At 61.4% G+C, this 19,545-nt stretch carries 16 protein-coding genes; 2 read left to right on the forward strand and 14 right to left on the reverse strand.

Going from position 1 to position 19,545, the window contains the following annotated elements; translation table 11 throughout:
• Positions 1 to 410: 410 nt before the first annotated feature.
• Both FJ430_RS30445 and FJ430_RS30450 read right to left on the reverse strand, forming a co-directional pair.
• A complete protein-coding gene (locus FJ430_RS30445) occupies positions 411 to 659 on the reverse strand; it encodes a conjugal transfer protein TraD (protein WP_140706092.1) in 249 nt (82 codons plus the stop codon).
• Between the two features lies 1 nt (position 660).
• Complete coding sequence (locus tag FJ430_RS30450; protein ID WP_140706094.1) at positions 661 to 987, reverse strand: conjugal transfer protein TraD; 327 nt, start codon at positions 985 to 987, stop codon at positions 661 to 663.
• Positions 988 to 1,160: 173 nt separating this feature from the next.
• On the opposite strand from FJ430_RS30450, the gene traA reads away from it, so the two are divergent.
• Together traA and FJ430_RS30460 are read left to right on the forward strand one after the other, a co-directional pair.
• Entirely contained in the window at positions 1,161 to 4,214 is a 3,054-nt protein-coding gene (traA, locus tag FJ430_RS30455; protein WP_140706096.1) for a Ti-type conjugative transfer relaxase TraA, read from the forward strand.
• 128 nt (positions 4,215 to 4,342) lie between these two features.
• Positions 4,343 to 4,558 (forward strand): helix-turn-helix transcriptional regulator, encoded by a 216-nt coding sequence (locus FJ430_RS30460; protein ID WP_140706098.1) that lies wholly within the window; start codon positions 4,343 to 4,345, stop codon positions 4,556 to 4,558.
• A 230-nt stretch (positions 4,559 to 4,788) separates the two neighbouring features.
• Here the strand turns inward: FJ430_RS30460 and FJ430_RS30465 are convergent, their stop codons facing one another.
• The 12 genes from FJ430_RS30465 to FJ430_RS30520 form a co-directional block, all read right to left on the reverse strand.
• A complete protein-coding gene (locus FJ430_RS30465) occupies positions 4,789 to 5,976 on the reverse strand; it encodes an IS481 family transposase (RefSeq protein ID WP_181175401.1) in 1,188 nt (395 codons plus the stop codon).
• Positions 5,977 to 6,929: 953 nt separating this feature from the next.
• Positions 6,930 to 7,853, reverse strand: a complete 924-nt coding sequence (locus FJ430_RS30470) for a LysR substrate-binding domain-containing protein (protein ID WP_181175403.1) — start codon at positions 7,851 to 7,853, stop codon at positions 6,930 to 6,932.
• On the reverse strand, positions 7,840 to 8,685 hold the full coding sequence (locus tag FJ430_RS30475; RefSeq protein WP_140706104.1) for an alpha/beta hydrolase: 846 nt from the start codon (positions 8,683 to 8,685) through the stop codon (positions 7,840 to 7,842). Before FJ430_RS30475 ends, FJ430_RS30470 begins: the two co-directional genes overlap by 14 nt.
• Entirely contained in the window at positions 8,682 to 9,788 is a 1,107-nt protein-coding gene (locus tag FJ430_RS30480; RefSeq protein WP_181175438.1) for a zinc-binding dehydrogenase, read from the reverse strand. Before FJ430_RS30480 ends, FJ430_RS30475 begins: the two co-directional genes overlap by 4 nt.
• Complete coding sequence (locus tag FJ430_RS30485) at positions 9,788 to 10,960, reverse strand: NAD(P)/FAD-dependent oxidoreductase (RefSeq protein WP_413467814.1); 1,173 nt, start codon at positions 10,958 to 10,960, stop codon at positions 9,788 to 9,790. The genes FJ430_RS30480 and FJ430_RS30485 overlap by 1 nt, the downstream gene beginning before the upstream one ends.
• Before the next feature lie 80 nt (positions 10,961 to 11,040).
• Entirely contained in the window at positions 11,041 to 12,036 is a 996-nt protein-coding gene (locus tag FJ430_RS30490) for a fatty acid desaturase (protein WP_140706110.1), read from the reverse strand.
• Positions 12,037 to 12,133: 97 nt separating this feature from the next.
• The gene (locus tag FJ430_RS30495; protein ID WP_181175407.1) at positions 12,134 to 13,618 is read right to left on the reverse strand and encodes a sugar ABC transporter ATP-binding protein; all 1,485 of its coding nucleotides are present in this window, start codon (positions 13,616 to 13,618) and stop codon (positions 12,134 to 12,136) included.
• A 5-nt stretch (positions 13,619 to 13,623) separates the two neighbouring features.
• Positions 13,624 to 15,174 carry a xylulokinase gene (locus FJ430_RS30500; protein ID WP_140706114.1) on the reverse strand — a complete coding sequence of 517 codons (1,551 nt, stop codon included), beginning with the start codon at positions 15,172 to 15,174 and terminating at the stop codon, positions 13,624 to 13,626.
• Positions 15,175 to 15,195: 21 nt separating this feature from the next.
• Positions 15,196 to 16,215: an ABC transporter permease gene (locus FJ430_RS30505; protein WP_140706116.1), complete on the reverse strand. Its 1,020-nt coding sequence runs from the start codon at positions 16,213 to 16,215 to the stop codon at positions 15,196 to 15,198.
• The gene (locus tag FJ430_RS30510) at positions 16,212 to 17,201 is read right to left on the reverse strand and encodes an ABC transporter permease (protein WP_140706118.1); all 990 of its coding nucleotides are present in this window, start codon (positions 17,199 to 17,201) and stop codon (positions 16,212 to 16,214) included. The genes FJ430_RS30505 and FJ430_RS30510 overlap by 4 nt, the downstream gene beginning before the upstream one ends.
• 77 nt (positions 17,202 to 17,278) lie before the next feature.
• Positions 17,279 to 18,577: a sugar ABC transporter substrate-binding protein gene (locus tag FJ430_RS30515; protein WP_181175409.1), complete on the reverse strand. Its 1,299-nt coding sequence runs from the start codon at positions 18,575 to 18,577 to the stop codon at positions 17,279 to 17,281.
• Positions 18,578 to 18,633: 56 nt separating this feature from the next.
• Positions 18,634 to 18,978 (reverse strand): non-heme iron oxygenase ferredoxin subunit, encoded by a 345-nt coding sequence (locus FJ430_RS30520; RefSeq protein WP_210242093.1) that lies wholly within the window; start codon positions 18,976 to 18,978, stop codon positions 18,634 to 18,636.
• Positions 18,979 to 19,545: the final 567 nt, after the last annotated feature.

A 19,545-nucleotide genomic window follows, 5' to 3' on the forward strand; every position in this document is an offset into this window, starting at 1 on the left:
CGACTCGACGAATGGTCGGAATTGATATCTCGCGGCCCAAAGCAGCCGCGCACCAGATCGAACAGTTTGAGCCGGTGTTACATGCGAGAATCGAACATTAATCGGATTTACAGCGTCCGAGAACGGCAAAACGAGCAGGCTACGTCAGAAATTGGGATTTGTCGTCCGGCGGATTTGCTTGAGACAATTTGTAGGTTCAAGCGTCCACCGCCGGTCAAGCCCCGCCTGCTGCGGGTCCTGAGTTCGTTGACCGTCGATCGGCAGCTATTCGGCGTTCGTCGCTGTCAACCGGAGCGTCTTCGGCCGGGAGGCCTTCGAGATGCTGCGACCCAAAATCGACGGTCGGAGGGAAGTGGGCGGCGCACGATATTTGAAGTCTCCGCACTGCCCGCCGCTCGCGGCAAACATCGCTACGCTTGCTGTCCCTTTGGTTCTTCATTCCGCTCAGCCATAAACGCCTCCTTCCCCATTTCGGCCCACAACTCTCGCATCCGTTGATCGTCTTCGCTTCGGAGTTTGTCCGCTATCCAGATGAGCGCGCCGTAGATCGTAGCGCGATCGTCATTGGTGAGCTCGACAATGCCTGCCTTGACGACGAGACCGCCAAGTTCGATCAGATGTCGGGTGCGCTTACGGCGCTCGACCTGCCAGGTGCGCATGTCATTGCGAGCCAGAGCCGCTTGCCGGCGATTGTGAGCTGCCCGGTTGCGCTGGAGTGCCCCGCAGGTTGCGCTGAGATGCCGGAGCAACTCGCCGGGACCCGCTCTCGAAAAACATCACTCCACGCTTGGCCCATGCCTCACGCTTTGCGGTGTCTATCGTCTCAGTGACGGCGACCAATGCGCCGGCCAGTTCGTCGGTGCTCAGTTGATCAGCGCCCGTGGCGATCACCAGCTCGCCAAGCTGCTGCACTTTTCGGGTTTTGAGTTCTCGCGCCTTGTCTTCCAGTGCTTTCAGTTCGGCGTCGAAGTCACGAGGTTTACGCATGTGCTGTCTCCATCGATTGTCGATGTGGCGATGATAGGGGAGCGTCTCTCGGAAGGCTTCAGGGTTGCCGAGACAGCCCGGGACGGGCTGGTCCATCCCGAGATTTTTTCGAGGGAGGGCGCGCTTATACGTCGTGCCGACGTACGCTTTGACGTGCAAATGATCTGGTCGCGATGGCTATCTATCATCTTCACGTCAAGGTCATTGGCCGCAAGGCTGGAAGCAGCGCTGTGGCGTCAGCCGCCTACCGCTCGGCTTCGCGGTTGCGCGACGAGCGGATCGAATGCAGCCATGATTTCTCGGCCAAGCGCGGTGTCGTCCATTCCGAAGTGATGCTGCCGGAGGACGCGCCGGAGGCCTGGAGCGACCGCGAACGGCTGTGGAACGATGTCGAGGCGTTCGAGGTGCGCAGGGATGCGCAGCTGGCCCGTGAGGTGGAGTTTGCCCTGCCGCGCGAACTGAGCCAGGCGCAGGGGATCGAACTGGCGCGCGACTTCGTGCAGGCCGAGTTTGTCAGCCGGGGCATGGTCGCCGATCTCAATGTGCATTGGGACAGGGCAGAGGATGGCAGTCCCAAACCGCATGCCCATGTCATGCTCACCATGCGCTCCGTGGACGAGAACGGTTTTGGTCCGAAGGTGCGCGACTGGAACAGCACCGAGCTGGTCGAGCGCTGGCGCGAGCGATGGGCCGAGCTTGCCAATGAGCGCCTTGCAGAACTCGACATCGACGCCCGCATCGATCATCGCAGTCTGGAAGCGCAGGGCATTGCGCTTGAGCCGCAAACCCAGGTTGGTGCACCGGCGCAACGCATCGAGGGCGGTGGCCTTGACGCTGCCGGCATTGAAGCGGATCGCGCCGAATTGCACCGCGAGATCGCGCGCGACAATGGCGCGCGCATCATTGCGGATCCATCCGTGGCGCTTGATGCCATCACGCATCAGCAATCGACCTTTACCCGAAAAGACATTGCGAAGTTCGCGCATCGGCACAGTGATGGAATGGAGCAGTTCAACGAAGTCATGGGCGCGATCGCCAACGCGCCCGATCTGATCGAACTCGGCAAGGACGGACGCGGCGAAGATCGCTTCACCACGCGGCAGATGATCGAAACCGAACAGCGCCTGCATCGCGCGGCGGAGCGCATGGCCGGGGCGGAGCGTCATGCGGTGAGTGACGTTGTGCGAGAGACGGCTTTGGCGCGGGCTGCGCAACGCGGTCTTGTCCTGTCAGACGAGCAGACCGATGCACTGGATCACATCACCGATGGCCGCGGTCTTGGTGTCGTCGTCGGCTTTGCCGGAACCGGCAAGAGCGCCATGATGGGCGTTGCGCGCCAGGCATTGGCAGCCGCAGGCTATGAAGTTCGAGGCGCGGCACTTTCCGGCATTGCGGCGGAGAATCTGGAAAGCGGATCAGGCATTTCTTCGCGCACCATCGCCAGCATGGAACATAGCTGGGGCCAGGGCCGCGATCTGCTTACCGCACACGATGTCCTGGTGATCGATGAGGCCGGCATGGTCGGCACGCGCCAGTTGGAGCGCGTGCTCTCCCATGCGGCGGAGGTCGGCGCAAAGGTCGTGCTGGTTGGTGACCCGCAGCAGCTGCAGGCGATCGAGGCCGGCGCCGCGTTCCGTTCGATTCACGAGCGCCACGGCGGCGTCGAAATCGGTCAGGTGCGCCGGCAGCGCGAGGACTGGCAGCGTGACGCCACGCGCGACCTGGCAAGCGGCAAGATCGGCGCTGCGATCGGCGCCTACGACGCGCAAGGCATGGTGCATCAGGCTGCAACGCGCGACGAGGCGCGAGCTGAACTCGTCGAACGCTGGGATCGCGACAGGCAGGCGCATCCAGAGGCGAGCCGGATCATTCTCACCCATACAAACGACGAGGTGCGCGCGCTCAACAAGGCGGCGCGCGAGCGGATGCGCGCCGCCGGAGATCTTGGCGACGAGGTTCAGGTGGAAGTGGAACGCGGTGCAAGAAACCTTGCAAGCGGCGACCGCGTCATGTTCCTGCGCAACGAGCGCGGGCTCGGCGTCAAGAACGGCACGCTCGGTGTGATCGAAGAGGTCAGCACACAGAGAATGGCCGTCCGCACCGACGACGGCAGGTCGGTGCGCTTTGACCTCAAAGACTATGCCCACATCGACCACGGCTATGCCGCGACTATTCATAAGGCCCAGGGCATGACCGTCGACCGCACCCACGTGCTGGCAACGCCGGGCATGGATGCACACGGCAGCTACGTCGGCCTGTCCCGGCATCGAGACGGGATGGACTTGCACTACGGCAGCGACGACTTCTCGACACGAGACCGGCTCGTCCGCACGCTGTCACGCGACCGCGCAAAGGATATGGCGTCGGATTACGAGCAGGTCGACCCGGCGCAGGTCTATGCTGAGCGACGCGGCATCACCTTCCGCCAGCGTGTGGTCGAGATCGTTTGCCGGCTTGTTCCGGAGAAGCTGCGCGACAGGATCGGCGGGCTGCTGGACGGGTTCCGCTCGCCCGGAGATGCCGAGCCCGGCCAGGACCGTGGGCTCAGGCCGGGAAGGGAAGATGTTGGCGCGCAAATCGCGGATGCCGGCCACGCGCCTGAAAGAGGGGCTTCCGTCACGGGAACGCAGCGCGAAACGGATGCGCCGGCGGACGCGGAAGCGGCGCTGCGCCGCGCTCGCACGAACGCGCTTGTGCGTCACGCGCGCGCGATAGATGCGATCCTGCGCACCGAAAATGTGGACGGGCAGGTCAGTCCTGAACAGACGCGCGAATTGAGGGACGCTCGCGACGCTTTCGAGAAGGTTCGTCCCTACGGCTGGCGCGATGCCGAAGCGGCCTATGTGAAAAGCCCCGAGCTTGTCCATGAGGCGGGCGCCGGCCGGGTCAACCGTGTCGTGCTTGCTCTCCAGCTTGAAACGGAAATCCGCACCGGACCGGACATCGATCCGGGCCGCCGGGCTGACCGGTTCGTGGAACGTTGGCAAAAGCTCGATCGCACGAGCCAGGGACAATACCAGGCCGGCGACATTTCCGGCTACAGGTCAACGCGCTCGGCCATGTCCGATATGGCCAAGAGCCTCGAACGCGATCCGCAGCTGGAATCCCTCCTTGCCAATCATAAGAAGGCACTTGGCATCCAGGTTGAATCCGGCCGGCGTCTGGGTGTGGAACTCGCGTTCAACCACGGCATCGGTCTGGGACGGGGGCGCGGCATCGGACTCTGACCCATCCGATTTGCCGCCGTTTCCACGTCACGTTACGACGCCGCGAGGATCCCTCTTGCACGCCCGTAGCTGCCTGTTCTGTTGGGCTCATCAGGTATCAGAAGCACCCAGCGGAAAGCAGGCCAGCCATGCCGGAACCCGACCGCATCATCCGCCTCAGAACCGTCCTTACCCGGACCGGGCTCTCCCGCTCAACCATGTATCGCAAGATTGCCGAAGGCACCTTTCCACCCCAAATCAAAATCAGCGTAAACGGTGCAGGATGGCGAGAGTCGGAAATCAATCGATGGGTAGAGAATCCCGCATCTTGGAGTCCGAGGCGAGAAAGTGATGAAATCCGATAAGTCCGGTTGCGAGAGGTGGCGAAATGAGAGTATCTATCGCATCATGAAATGCAATTTTCTGTGGAAAACGGAACCGAACCACCGGTATGATTTTGGATTGGGTAATTTTGCGGGTATCGACCATTACCCACACTGAAGATCTAATAATAAATTCAAATAGATAGTCGGAAGTTCGATTCCGCCTCTGGCACCATCCCCCCTTGGTCCGTTCCGGACACATGGGTTACGGTTTATACCGGAGACATGGGTAACACTTTTGGCCCGAAGGGGTTTTGGAGTGGTTCGAGCCTGCATGTCTCATCATCGAAGTATCCCAAATCATAGTCCATGAAGCTGGTCAGCCAGATATGGTCCTCGACCTGTTTGATGCCGACGGTCTGGCCGGCAAAGACGAGGCTGAGGTTGATCTTCCTGTGATTGTAACAGATGCGGCCGCAGGTGGTGACGGTGACGGCCTTGTCGTGAACCGGATAGTCGAGATCTGGCAGGCCGGCATAGGGCCGCGTTGAAGGTTGATAGCGCTCGGCTGGACAGTCCATGTCGAGCGCCTGATGCGGGCGTTCTGAATTGAACTCATCGATGAAGTCATCGAATCTGGCCTGCTGCTGAAGAAAGTTGGCGCCAGCCGGTTTGGTGGTTTCCTTCTTCAGGGTGAGGTGCATCCGCTCATGGCGCCCGTTCTGCTGCGGGCAGCCCGGTTTGATGCGCTCGATGTCGATGCCCAGGCGTAGCCACCAGACCGACAGCTTGCTGAGGTTGAACAGCGCATTGGGGCTGGCAAAGGGAACGCCATTGTCAGTCCTGATCGCACTGGGCAGGCCGAACTCCTTGAAAACGCTTTCGAACACGGTGAAGGCATAGGCCTCCTTGGTGGTCGACAGCGCCTCGCAGGCGATGAGATAACGGCTGGCGAAGTCGGTGATCGTCAGCGGATAGCAATAGCGCCGATCGGCGAGCATGAACTCGCCCTTGTAGTCGGCACACCAAAGATCGTTGGGGCGATAGCCGTTTGAAAGCGGTGTCCCCGTCGCCCTGTTGCGCCTTCGCTTGCGATGCTCGACCATGCCGTGCCGGTCCAGAACCGCATGCACCGTCGAGATCGCGGGGCGGTGCACATCCGGGTACAGCCTGGCCAACCGCTCGCGTATCTTCGGCGCACCCCATGTCGGCTTGTCCTGCTTCAGACGCACAATCAGCTTCTCGATTTGAAACGGAAGCTGATTGGCATGGCGGTAGGGCCGACGCGACCGATCCGTCAGCCCTTCAAGGCCGCTGTCGTTGTAGCGCGTGAGGATCTTGTAGCCGGTCTTGCGCGAGATATCGAACTCACGGCAAAGCACGGCCATCTTCTCGCCGTCCAGCAGCCGGGCGATGAACTTCAGCCGCTCTTCCATGACGTTACAGTCCTTCCAAGGCACCTTGCTCTCCTCGCAAAGGGCCGAAAGTGTAACCCATCTATCCGGAATGAACTGTCACCCATCTCTCGGGAAGGGCACTTCTCTCGACATTCCCTTTCGCCGAAGCTCCTACGCTTGGGTTTCTGCAACGCACTGAAATTGCTCATCTTTTCGGACGAGAGGGCGCGGGCAGGCGCGTTTCTCGGAATTTCGGCGTATTTGGTCCAACGGAGCACAGGGGTGGTATTTCCGTTGGTATTGGACATCCTGTTGGTATCGAAACAGCCAGAGGGAGGTCTCACGAATGGCCCGTTCTGAGGTTGTGTGCGTCAAGTTCTGCAAAAAGGGACGGCCATGGATACTGGTATTTCGGAGCGTCGGAATTCCTGCCTGGAATCTTCTGCGACGGTGCTGTAGGCCTGCTAATGATAGCGGTTGGCATCGTTCTAATGTTGTCGGGCGCAGTACCTTAGGCGCGGGTGCTAGACTAGGCGGACTTTGTGTACGGTTAGAACCAGCTTTGACGCGACCTTGCGGTTCACACCCTGCGGAAGCACTATCCCAACCGCAATGGTCCCTCAAATAGTGTATGGTCCGGCCTGCGATCCTGTGTCACCATCGGAAAGCAGGCTGGGCTTTCCGAGGTGCGCGAGATGTCAGATATAAGCGCCGAGGCCATTCTTTCCCGTATCGAGGCGGTTCACATGATGCGTAAACGACGCGCGAATTTGCCTTCAATCCAAGCCTATCAATCACTGAGCAATTCGAACATCCTCGCCGCTTGAGCGGGGCGTACAAAGCTCCCATGTGACCCTAGCCTCGAGTTGCGACAGAACCCATTCCGGCACATGAAATCCGGGCGACTAATTCCGTGACCCGATTCGTTGTGGACTGGCCCTCCAGCGACGCCGCCACTTTCGCCGATAGCCTGAAGGATCTGTGATCCTAGCGCCTCTGGTTGAGATTCGTTCCCTTCAGAGGACGGCGGCAACCATTTGGTTGAACTTCAGATTTGAAACTTCCGTCACAAGCTTCATGAAGGCCCCGATTGGACGAAGTTCTTGACGTGCCTTCAGGCACGTTGCGAATGACTCGGTGAATGGCTTGTGATCTGCGATCGACAATGGCGTCAACCGGTCGTCGAGCTGGAACTCGGTCTTTGACACAATGCCGGCACCCAAGCCTGCCGCGACCGCTTCCCGAACACCATCGCGCGGGATCTCCATGACCACGTTTGGTCGGATCCGATGCAATTCCAGCATCTCCTCCAACGCCCGACGGGTCATCGAACCGGGTTCGCGAAAAATCATCCGTTGCCCATCGAGTTCCTCGAGATCGATCTGCTGCCGGCCTGCCCACGGATGATTGCGGTGGACGAAGATGATGACCTCATGGCGGCCAAGCTGAACGAGATCAAGACGCGGGTCGTCGTAGTCCCGGCCGATGATGGCGACATCCACCTCGTAATTCATGAGCTTGTTATAGACGACGTCGGAATTGCCGCTTTCGAGCGAGACCTGCACTAAGGGGTATTGAGCATGGAACGCGGAGAGAAGTTCCATGACGAAGAACGGGCCCACCGTGCCGACGCGCAACTTGCCCGAAATCTGATTGCCTTCGGCACGCAAGATGCCGACGGCCTGCTCCTCCAGCGAGAATATCTGGCGCGCCACTGTCAGAAGAGCTTCTCCCGCGTCCGTCAGTTTCAAGCCGCGCGGCGAGCGCAAGAAGAGCTGAACATCATAAGTCTCTTCAAGCGCTTTGACCTGGGTGGTCACGGTCGGTTGGCCGATGCAGAGCAGATCGGCTGCCTTTGTGAAGCTAAGCTCGCGACCCACCGCGTAGAAGGAACGCAGCTGGCTGAAATTGACGAAATGAAGCTTGTTAGTGCCGCCCACGGCCTGTCTCCCTGCGAAAGGCTTCAGCCATCCGCACGATTTGTTCAGCGATTTCCGAGCGTTCCTCCAACAGATCGCACAATATCGTATAGTGGTTTTTTCCGCGCATCGGAACCAGTTCGGCGTGCTGGCCCGAGCCGCTCCAATAGGAAGAGAACTGCCGCGACTGCTCGCGGAACTCCTGGGTCTCGTCTGTGCCGACGATGGCCGCGAGCCGACAACGCGGCACCGGCCAGCGGATCGGGCTGATCCTTGCGGCCCGCTCGCGATCGAGCCCAAGCGCCGCGTTGAGTGACGTCTCTGCCAGCGGCTCGACATCGAAGATGCCGCTGATCGGAACGCAGCCCGCCAGCGGCGCGCCTGCCGTGAGGCTTCTCATCGCGAGTGTGGCAGCAAGATGACCGCCGGCGGAATGGCCGCTCGCGATCCAGAAAGCCGGGGGCGCTGCAAGGGTTCGCAAAATCGCCTGCACGCAGGCCCCGACGCGTGCAACGATCGCGTCGATACGGGTCTCAGGCGCCAGCGGATAGTTTGGCAGCGCCACGGAGAAGCCGCGGCGAACGAGCGCCGAGGCGACAAAGGAATAACGGTCCTTGTCGAGGCTCTGCCAGTAGCCGCCATGTACGAAAACCACCAGCGGCGCACCCGCGCCAGCCGCAAACAGGTCGAACACTTCACGCGGATGCGCGCCATAGGCGACGTTGCGCCGGCATGTCAGTGAGCTGCGGGCAGCGGCGCTCGTCTCGTCGAAACGTCTATAGACGTCCGTTCTTTCCGGATGACGGTCGCGGAAGACATAGCCATGTTCCTTGTTGGAATTCGCGCCATTCATTCGAAGAGAACGATGCTGCGCACCGACTCTCCCGCTCGCATCAGGTCGAAGCCGCGATTGACCTCACTGAGCGCCAGGTTGTGTGTGATCTGCCGATCCAGATCGAGCCGGCCGTCCATGTAACAATCAATCAGCTTGCTCAGCCCGCTGCGTCCTTTGACGCCACCGAAATAACTGCCGCGGATCGTGCGGCCATAGCGGACGCCAACCGGCGGGAATCCCATTTCGGCGCCGGGCGGCTCGACACCGAGCAACACAGCGGCGCCCCAGGCCGGCTGGGAGCAGTCGAAGGCCTGCCGCATGACCGGCACGATGCCCGTACATTCGAATGCGACATCGACGCCGCCGTCAGTGAGATCGCGAACCGCCTGCACGACTTTGGCGTCCTCGCGTGACGCATCGACAAAGTCGGTCATGCCGTAGGAGCGCGCGAGTTCGGACTTGCTGTGCGTCAGGTCGATGCCGATGATCCTTGCGGCGCCGGCAAGCCGCGCCCCCTGCACAACATTGATGCCAATGCCGCCCAGCCCAAAGACGGCAACAGCGTCGCCCTCGCGGACCTCGGCCAGCGCCGCGCCGACGCCCGTGGTGACGCCGCAGCCGAACAGGCAGACCTTGTCCAGCGGCGCATCCTTGCGGATCTTCGCCAGCGCAATTTCAGGGACGACCGTATAGCGGGAAAGCGTCGAGGTGCCCATGAAATGGTGCACCGGTCGCGATTCGATCGAGAAGCGCGAAGTTCCATCCGGCATGACGCCCTTGTCGCGCGTCGGCTTGATGGTCCAGCAAAGATTGGTCCGCCCGCTCCTGCACATGCGGCAATGCCTGCATTCCGGGCCATAGAGCGGAATGACATGGTCGCCCGGCTTGAGATCGTAGACTCCATCGCCCACCTCGACCACTCGCCCTGCGCCCTCATGTCCGGGAATGAGAGGATAGACGCTGGTCGCGTTGACGCCATCGAGCGCGGTGAGGTCCGTGTGACAAAGGCCCGAGGCGACGATCTCTACGAGCGCTTCGCCGTGACCGGGCGGCGCAACCTGCACTTCTGCTATCGCTAGCGGCTTGTGGATCTCGAAGCAGATCGCGGCGCGTGAACGGATCATGACGCCTGCCTGCCGAGTTCATCGCCGAAGCGCGCAAAGCCCTTGCGAATGAGTTCGGCGTCGTCTGGCCTTGCGCCGGCCTTGATCATCTCGCGCGCGATGCGGATGTCGCGGCCGCATCCGACCCCGACCGCGCCGACCAGCCGGTCGCCCGCCGTAAAATATGCGAGATAGGCACGATCGCCCGGTTTGCCACGTTCATACGCCGGCTCTCCGATGCCTGGCATCCCTGCCACTTGTAAGTTGAGGTCGTATTGATCCGTCCAAAACCAGGGCACCTCGCTGTAAGGGGATGGACTGCCGCACAGATATGACGCAACGACGGCCGCTTGGTCTTCCGCATTCTTCCACGACTCCAACCGCCAGCGCTGACCGAAGAAATGGTTCTCATGAGCCGCGACATCGCCCGCTGCGAATATGTCGGGATCGCTGGTCTGCCCAAATTCATTGACGACAATGCCGTTGTCGACATGCAGGTCTGCTTCGCCGGCAATCCGGTCGTTCGGCGTGCCGCCGATGCCCACAACGACAAGGTCGGCCTCCAGCATCGATCCGTCATCGAGATGGAGGTGCCCTGCGGCGTCCAGCGTCTCGGACGAAACGACTTGCCGATCACAGAGAATGCGTACGCCTGCCCGTTCATGGAGATCGGCGAGCCATTGTGAAAGATAAGGCGGAAGCAGTCGGCTCAACGGGCGCCCGGCGGCTTCCAGAACCGTCACCGCCGCGCCGAGTTTGACCGCGCTTGCGGCGACCTCCAGGCCGATCAGCCCCGCCCCGACAAGCACCAACCGAGCGCCAGCCACGATGCGGCCGCGTAGCGCGAGCGCATCCGAGAACGAGCGAAGATAGAAGGTGCGTGCCGCGACAGGCTCAAGCGATCGGATCCTGCGGGGCGACAATCCCGTGGCCAAAACCAGTTTCCGGTAGGAGAGGCTGCGGCCGTTAGAGAGAGCCACGATCTTCTCTCGCCGGTCGATGCCCATCGCTTCAGCGCCCAGATGGAACCGGACGCCGATCTCGTTCCACCGTGCCGGCGATAGCAGATAGGCATTTGCCGGGACGCCGGCTGACGTCAGCACGCCCTTGGACAAAGGCGGCCGCTCGTAGGGCAGCTCCGTTTCGACCCCGGCCACGTCGATCGGCCCGACAAAGCCGCCGTGCCGCAACCTTTCCGCGACGCGACCGCCGGCGTGTCCTGCGCCGACGATCACAACCCCGGTCGTTCTCCCTGGGCCTGCCACGCCGTTCAGGCCCCCTGCCCGGCAGGCGTGGCGCGGCCACTGCGCAGCACCTCGCGGATGATCTCGCGATGCACCTGGAAGTAGCTCTTGCTGACACATTGAAGATGCGGCGAGACCTCGTCATGAAGCCGGCCCAGCGCATGAAACGGCACAGAGGAAGCGAGGTGGTGCTCCGCATGGAACGGCATGTTCCAGTAGAGCATCCTGAGCAACGGGTTCGCGAGCGTGGTCCTGGTATTGGCAAGCAGGTTCGGACTTTCCTCGGCGCCGGTGTGCTCGGCCATGCGGATGGCGCGCAGCACCGGCTCGCCCATCACCCGGGGCAGCAGCCAATAGGCCAGCGCGATCGTGCTGCCGAAATAGATCGAGACGGCGGCGACGGCGACATAGAAGAGGACGAGCAGCCGAATCTCCAGCATCACCTGCTTCCAGACCGATTCCGGCAGGAACTCACGCTCTTCCTCGGTGAAGCGCCCGGTCGTGCCGCGCCACAGCGTACCGACCAGCTTCGGCCAGAAGGAGAGGCCGACTATCTGCCCGAAATAGTCGCGAAGCGATGTCGGGAACGGCACGATATCCGGATCATGGTCCTCGTGCTGGGTGAACGTATGGTGGGCGGCATGCCTGTATTTGAAGTAGAGAAAGGGACGGAAGGTGAAGGCTGCGACCGCAAAACCGACGGCGTGGTTGATCCATCGCGAATGGAAAGCGGTGCCGTGCGAGCATTCATGCAAGGGCGCGAACAGCAGCACGACGACGATGCCGTAAGCGAGCATCGAAGGTATCAGCAGCCACGGTGTTCCACCCGAGAGGTAGACGGCGAGCACGCCGAGGGCCAGGGCCGTAAGATGGACTGCCAATCTGATCAGCCCCGGTCCATTGGACCGCGTGCGAAGCGTCTTCAGCTTGTCGCGTGAAATGATCTCCGGTCCCGTCAGCGGCCATATCTTGCTGCCGATGCCACCGATCCCAGCATAGCTCGCGGAATTATCGCCTTGCATGCCGATCCTCCTTCAGATTGCGCATTGTCGCGACAGGTCTAACGGGTCGCGACATCGAAGAAAAATTCATTGTTCCTATGGCGTTATCGCTTCGGCGCTAGGCCACGAAGCAATGCGCGATTGCTTCCGCGGAGAAGTCCTTGCGGTGAAAATGTCCGGTCACTCGACCGCGGCTCATGACGAGGATGCGGTCGCAGGCATCCATCATCTCCTGCAGCTCAGTGGTCAGCAGCAGGATTGCCTTGCCCTGTTCTGCCAGGTCCTGGATTGCGCGCCATATCTCGAACTTGGCGCCCACATCGACGCCGCGGGTCGGGTCCTCGGCGATCACGATGTCGCCGCCGCGTGCGATCCATTTGCCGATGACGATCTTCTGCTGGTTCCCGCCAGAGAGTTGCGACGCCAGTTGCGCCAGGCCGTTGGTCTTGATTGCCAATGTGCGCACCAGGCCGTTGGCCGTCGCGTTTCTTTGCCGGCGTTTCATGAAGCCGAGGCGGCCGAGTCGGCGCAGGATCGTCATTGCGATATTGTCGCCGACGCTCATCGGCAGGACGAGGCCCTCACCTTTGCGATCGGCGGGCATGAAGCCGATGCCGAAGGCGATGGCGTCACGCGGAGAGCGCAGTTGCACCTTGCGTCCCTGAACGCGGATCTCGCCGCGATCGATAGACTGGTCGCCGAAGATCGCGCGCACGACGGCCTCGCGCTGGCAGCCCAGCAATCCGGCGATGCCGACGATCTCGCCGGCCCGCACCTGCAGGCAAATATCCTCGAAGACCCCGGCCTTGCCGATCCCCTTCGCCTCCAGCGCGACGTCGCCACAGCGCCTCTCCTTGTAGGCGGACTGACCCGGCTTGTGTTCACGCCCGACCATCAACGTGACAAGAGCAGCCTCGTTCAAGCCGGCTATATCCCGGGTGGCGACGACATGGCCGTCGCGGAGCACGGTGACGCGATCCGAAATCTGCACCACCTCGCTCAACCGGTGCGAGACGTAGACGATGCCGAGACCGTTGGCCTTCAGCTTGCGAATGATGGCAAGCAGATGCACGACCTGGTCATCGTTCAGCGAGGCGGTCGGCTCGTCGAAGACGAGGACGCGCGGACGGCTCGCCAAGGCGCGGCATATCTCGACGATCTGCTGCTCGTTGAGGCTGAGTTCGCCGACCGCCCGCGAAGGATCAAGGTTGACATGAATTTCATCGAGCAGGTCCTTCGCCATGCGGTTGAGCATAGCGCGTGTCTTGCCGAGACGACCGGCCGGTTCACGGCCGAGAAAGATGTTCTCGGCGACGCTCAGGTTCGGACATAGCACCAGTTCCTGGTGGACCAGCGCCAGCCGGTTGGCGAGCGCCACCGTGGGATCGTTGAGGACCACGGGCTGGCCGCCGATCCTGATTTCGCCGCTGTCGGGCGCGACGAGGCCATTCATGACCGACAGCAGCGTCGACTTGCCGGCGCCGTTCTCGCCGACCAGGGCATGAACTTCGCCGGCCTTCAGATCGAAGGTCACGTCGGAGAGTGCAATGACGCCGGGATATGTCTTGCGGATCGATTGGACCTCGAGCAGTGGGGCGCTCATTGCGATCAAGCCGAATGATACTTGTTGAGAAGCGCGCGATGGCGATCCATGTCTCCGCGCAGGTTCTGATAGACCGACGACCATACTTCGAAGAAATCCTGGTAACGCTCGTGCAGTTTCGGATCAGGATCGATCGTCTCCTTGATGCGGACGATGCTTTCAAGAGGCTCGGTTGGCGATTTGTAGATCCCGGCTGCGACGCCGGCCAGGACAGCATCACCGATCGGAGCGGCCTCGCCGATGTCTGGCGTCTTCAACGGCAGGTTCACCACGCTGGCGGTGATCTGGTTCCAGAACCGGCTCTTCGTCGGACCTCCGTTCAGGATCAAACCATCGACCTTGACGCCGGCCGCGTTGGCGGTGCGGACGTTGGAATAAAGGTCGAAGGCGACGCCCTCGATCAGCGCCCGGATGAAATGCGCCCGTGTCGTCGTTGGACGCACGCCGAAGAAGTTGCCGCAGGCATTGCTGTTCCAATTGGGCGACAGCGTGTTGCCGAGGTATGGCAGATAAAGCAGGCCGTCGGAACAAGCCGGCACGCGCTTCGCCTGCTCGGTGAAAAGGTCGAAGACATTGTGGCCCATGCGCTCGGCCAGACGGAATTCGGCATCGCCGAACTGATCGCGGAACCATTTCAACGACGCGCCGGTAAAGGCCATCGGGCCATCGAACATGGTCAGGCCGGGCAGCACGTGCGGCCATTTCAGGATGCGGTATTCCTCGACGTTCTGCCCGGTCGGGATCATGATGCCGAGGTTGGAACCCGTGCCCATGGAGTAGTAGGCCTCACCGGCTTTGGTGACGCCAACGCCAAGGGCTGCCGAACTGATGTCAGTGCCGCCTGCCGCGACTATGGTGCCGGGACGCAGTCCCGTCTCCTCGGCCGCCTGCCTGGTCACCTCGCCCACCACTTCATGGGATTGGTAGAGCCGCGGCAGCTTCTCGAGCGGAATGCCGATCGCCCTTGCGACAGACTCGTTCCAGCGCTCCTCACGATATTCGTAGGCATAGGCGAGCCCGGCGTCACCGGTGTTCATCGTGAAGTTGCCGCACATCCGGTAGGTGCAATAGCCGGAAGGCGACAGGAACTTGTGCGTGGCGTTGAAGATGTGCGGCTCGTGCTTTTTGATCCACAGCGCCTTGGGATCGATGAACCAGGGCGCGATACGGTTGCCGTTGTTCTTGTTGATGGTCGCCTCGCCGACGCTGCGGCGGATGTCTTCGCACTCTTCCTCGGAGCGGGAGTCCATCCAGATCATGGCCTGACGCAACGGCTTACCCTGATCGCTGACGGGCAGCGTTACGCCGACAAGGCCCGAAAGCGCCACGGCCGCGATATCGTCGGCGAAGCGGCCCTGCTCCAGACATTGCCTTACGGACGAGACCACGGCGCCCCAGTAATTCGACGCATCCTGTTCGGCCCAGCCGGGAAACGGGTGAAACAGAGGATGTTCCTGCGAGCCTGATGCCACCACCTTGCCGGTATTGGTGTCCAGAACCGCGGCCTTCACGTTGGTCGTGCCGATATCGATGCCGAGCGTGAGATGTCCGCCCATAAATCGCTCCTCCCAGAGTGCCTATGCTTGTGTTTTCTTGCGGCTCATCTTCGACAAGCCGACCGATAGGATGAGAACAACGCCAATGGCGAGGTTCTGGTACCAGGTCCCGACGCCCCAGATGGCGAGCAGGTTGAGGCCGGCGGCAAACGCAATGCTGCCCAGCAGCGTACGCCAAGGCGATCCGATGCCTCCAGCCAGCGCCGTGCCGCCGATGACAGCAATGGCAATGGCAGTCAATTCATAACCGGCAGCGAGCGGCGCATCGACCGACTTCAGCCGTGCGGTGAAGATGATGCCGGCAAGGGCGGCGCACAATCCGCTGATGGCATAGGCCAGGACCACGTAGCGCTGCGTCTTGACGCCGGCATAGAGCGCGGCTTTTTCGTTGCCGCCTATAGCGTAGAAGCGGCCGCCCCGCATGCTGCCATTTACGAAGCCCATGAGAGCAAGAAGAACGAGAAGGAAGATAACGAAACTGACCGGGATGCCGACTATCTTGCTATCGCCGATCCAGCTGTAGAGCGGTGCCTTGAGATAATAGGGGTGGCCATTGGTGAGTACGTAATTGAAGCCGCGCAAGGCCGTCAGCGACACCAGCGTCATGATGAAGGACGCGACCTTGAAATACGCCACGCCAATGCCGTTGAGCGCGCCGACCGCGATGCCCGTCGTCAGCGCGATCAAAATGACCGGGACGATCGGGCCGGCATAGGTGTTGCCGCGCACCAGCCAACGGCTTCCCAGCATTGGGCCGATCTCGGCCATGACGACCACGCCGACAATGACCGAAAAGATCATCAGCGCCGCGACCGACAGATCGATGCGGCCGGTGAGCAGCACCACCGTCATGCCGAGTGACAACAGGCCGATGACAGCGATGCTGCGCATGAGGTTCTCGATGTTGAGCGCGGTGAGGTAATACTCGGAGGTTAGCGCGCCGACAGCGAAGATCAGCAGGATCAGCCAGATGATGGGATCACGCAGCGCCCCCTGCAGCAAGGGCGCGACGCGCGGGGTGGAGAGTTCCAGGACGCTCATTTCGCGATCCCCCGCTGCCACATGCCAGGTATCACGACGGCGAGGATGACTGCCGCGGTCACGACCTGCTGCAGATAGATGCTGACACCGAGCTGATTGAGAAGATTGTTGACGATGCCGATGATCAGGGCGGCCACAACCGTACCGGTTATCGAGCCCGAGCCGCCGGACAGCGCCGCGCCTCCCAGCACGGTGACCGCCAAAACCGAAAGCTCCATGCCTTCGAAGCCGGCCGGATTGATGTAGGACAGCCTGGCGCTTTCAAGCATGCCGGCAAGCGCAGCACAGATGCCGGAAATCGCGAACACGGCGGTGCGCACGCCGACAACATTGATGCCGGACAAAGCGGCTGCTTTGACGTTGCCGCCGGTCGCGTAAAGTGCGCGTCCGAAGATCGAATATTTGGTGAGCGCGATCGCAGCTGCGCAAAGCACTACGAGCAGCACGATCGGCAGCGGAACGCCGACAAGGTCGCCGCGGCCGAGCCAGAGATAGGCGGCGATCGGTTCGGGATAGAGCGCCTGACCGCCTGAGAAGATGTTGGCGAGCGCGCGGGTGATGCCGAGCATGCCGAGCGTGGTTATCAGCGAAGGAATGCCCAATGCTGCGACGAGAATGCCGTTGACCAGGCCGATGGCCAGCCCCGTCAACAAAGTGGTGCCGATGACGAGCACTGCGGAGCCGGTCGGGATCAGTAGCCCGCCGGCGACGCAGGATAGTATTGCGACCCCGGCGATAGACAAGTCGATCTCTCCGGTGATCACCACTAGTGTCATTCCGTAGGCCATGATGCCGATCGCGGCCACGGCGAGAAGTATGACATGGATGTTGGCGAGGGACAGAAAGGACGGTGTGATCGCCTGCCCCGCAATAAGCAGGGCGATCAACACCGCGACGCGGCTCATCTCGCCAACGCCTAGGTGCCGCAAGGCGTCGGAAGGCCGCGCCTGTGAGGCAACCTCGGTTTCAAGAGTACTCATGGTCATGACGTGCTCGCCTGCCTGTTCGGTCAACGCCTGCCGGTCCTCACCAGAGAATCCGGCAGGCGCATGGGGGCTGGCGATCAGCCCGCGACTGCCGGACCGTAGGCATAAGGCCACTCGTCCGGTGTCAGCGTCTCGATGCCCTCAATGTTCATCTTCTCCTTAGTGATCATCGGCAGGTTGGGCGTCATGATGAGCTTCGGCAGCGCTTCGTTGAGGCCTGCCTTGGCGCCGATATGCATGACAACGGCGCGGATGCCGATGTCGCCGATCAGCGGTGTGTAGGGCGACACCATCTCGATGTTGCCGGCCTTGATTTCCTTCAGCACCTCACGGGCATCGTCATTGGCGAGGATCATCATCTTCTTCCCGCCCGGGGCGCTGTTCAGCCGGTTTGCCTCGCGGATTGCGTCGAGCGCGCCCATGGCTTCCTCGCCGCCGGTGTTGAACGACACCGAGATGTCTTGGAAGGCCTGCAGCGCATCCGCCGTCGACTTGAAGGCCAGCGTGCGCTGGCTGTTGGTGTGATAGTTGGCGAGCACCTTGTAGCCAGGTGTGTTGCCGATCGCCTCCAGGAAGGCGCCGGTGCGGATGGAGTCCGCCGTGCTGCCGAGATCCTTTCGATTGAAGATGATGTTGCCCTCGGGTGCAGCATGCTTGAGATAGAGACCTTGCTGCAGACCGTTGGCATAGAAGTTGCCAAGCACCTCCGAGCTGATCTGCTCGGACGAAGTGCGGCGATCGAGGCTCACCACCGGGATGCCAGCCGCGATGGCGCGATCGACCGGTGGCCCCATCGGTGCTTCGCGGTTAGGCCAAAGCACGATGCCGTCATACTGCTTGGCGATCCAGGTATCGATGACCTGGCCCATCTTGTTGTCGTCGAACTCGGCGTCAATCACCTCGAGCTCGATGTTGGGATGGCGTTTGGCCTCCCAAGCGGCGGTGTCGGCGAGGCTGATCAGCCAAGGGTGGTTGAAGCCGTGAAAGACCAGCCCTATGCGGTACTTCTTGTTGTGATCCAGCACCGGACCTTCCGCAAGCGGCAGATAGTCGGTGAAAGGCGACTTGATTTGAAGCTTGCTGTAGGGGCCGACAAAACTCGCACCCATGCCCGGCTTCCATACGAACCCGCCGGCGAGCTCGCCCACAGGGTAGACGTCGAGGTAGTCGCGAAAGCCATCTTTCTCGAACAGCGCTCTCACGTCACCATTCGACATTCCGGCCTTCGCCTCGCCGGAATACTTTTTGATGAGCGCGTTGATGATGGAATGGACCGACTCCTCAGCGGCCGCCGGAGCGATTGCCAGCGGGGCGGCAGCAAGCACGGTCAGTGTCGCAGCCGTCTTCAAGAGATAACGGCGTGATAGTTTCAGCATTAGGTTTCCTCCCATATTTTGGTTTCAGCTCGGGATATGTCCCGAAGAAGTCAGTGCTAGTCTCCTCCTCCCACCAGGATGTGGACGTAGCCGTCCGCCACCTTGGTTTCGTAAGTTTTCAGTCGCTCGGTGACGGGCGGCGAAAGCGGCATGCCGGTCGGGATATGGAACAGTCCCTGATGCAGCGGGCACTCAATCGTCTGGCCATCGATGTAGCCCTCGGAAAGAAATGCGTGTGCATGAGTGCAGACGCCGGCTGTCGCGTAAAATCTGCCGCCGAGATTGAAGATTGCGATGCACGCCCCGGCGTGCTCTATGCGCGTGGCGTCGCCGACGGGCAGGCTGTCAACGCGGATCGCCTGTATCCATTGCATGTCCTTTGCTGTCGTTTCCGCTGCCATTCATTTCCTCGCAGTCGTCATTCTGTTTCGTTTATTTTCGTTGTCTTTCCATATGCGGCCAATTCATTATAAGAATGCCGGTATTGATGACTCCGATAAGAGTTGCCGGGCGGACCCGCTCGTCGCAGCGACGGCCGGAAGAAGCCCGTAGGTGATCGGCGACTGGATTGCAGCTTCAGCGGATCGCGGCACACGGAGCCGGCGCGAGCCAGACGTTGAAAAAGCCTGCCATCATCGCGTGACGCGAGTCGGCGCTAGCAGCACAGTCGCAGCCAGCTGCGAAATCGACCCCGTTCACAGAGGCGAGCGGCGCATTGGGGGCCGAAAGCCTGACCGCCGCGTCAGGAGGCCGGCTGTTTTGGCGCTGCCACGACACGTAGTAATTGCCGGCAAGAATTGCTTTCAGAAACCTACGAAGTCGATCTCTACGACTGACATTGAGGCGCAAACCGGTCGTCCACGCGTCGGCAGACGTCAGTCGCCGTTGCGTCATGAGTTGACCTTTCCGGCCCGCGATCAGAGCGCGTCTGGTCTACCTACGGCGAAGGAATAGAAGATAAAAAGCGG

The organism is Mesorhizobium sp. B2-8-5 (assembly GCF_006440675.2).
Taxonomy (GTDB): Bacteria; Pseudomonadota; Alphaproteobacteria; order Rhizobiales; family Rhizobiaceae; genus Mesorhizobium.

Bases quoted from the DNA above. Each gene is read 5' to 3' on its own strand.
- FJ430_RS30445 (WP_140706092.1), bottom strand. From the start codon at position 659: ATGCGCACCTGGCAGGTCGAGCGCCGTAAGCGCACCCGACATCTGATC.
- FJ430_RS30450 (WP_140706094.1), bottom strand. From the start codon at position 987: ATGCGTAAACCTCGTGACTTCGACGCCGAACTGAAAGCACTGGAAGAC.
- traA (WP_140706096.1), top strand. From the start codon at position 1,161: ATGGCTATCTATCATCTTCACGTCAAGGTCATTGGCCGCAAGGCTGGA.
- FJ430_RS30460 (WP_140706098.1), top strand. From the start codon at position 4,343: ATGCCGGAACCCGACCGCATCATCCGCCTCAGAACCGTCCTTACCCGG.
- FJ430_RS30475 (WP_140706104.1), bottom strand. From the start codon at position 8,685: ATGAATGGCGCGAATTCCAACAAGGAACATGGCTATGTCTTCCGCGAC.
- FJ430_RS30490 (WP_140706110.1), bottom strand. From the start codon at position 12,036: ATGCAAGGCGATAATTCCGCGAGCTATGCTGGGATCGGTGGCATCGGC.
- FJ430_RS30495 (WP_181175407.1), bottom strand. From the start codon at position 13,618: ATGAGCGCCCCACTGCTCGAGGTCCAATCGATCCGCAAGACATATCCC.
- FJ430_RS30500 (WP_140706114.1), bottom strand. From the start codon at position 15,174: ATGGGCGGACATCTCACGCTCGGCATCGATATCGGCACGACCAACGTG.
- FJ430_RS30505 (WP_140706116.1), bottom strand. From the start codon at position 16,215: ATGAGCGTCCTGGAACTCTCCACCCCGCGCGTCGCGCCCTTGCTGCAG.
- FJ430_RS30510 (WP_140706118.1), bottom strand. From the start codon at position 17,201: ATGACCATGAGTACTCTTGAAACCGAGGTTGCCTCACAGGCGCGGCCT.
- FJ430_RS30515 (WP_181175409.1), bottom strand. From the start codon at position 18,577: ATGCTGAAACTATCACGCCGTTATCTCTTGAAGACGGCTGCGACACTG.
- FJ430_RS30520 (WP_210242093.1), bottom strand. From the start codon at position 18,978: ATGGCAGCGGAAACGACAGCAAAGGACATGCAATGGATACAGGCGATC.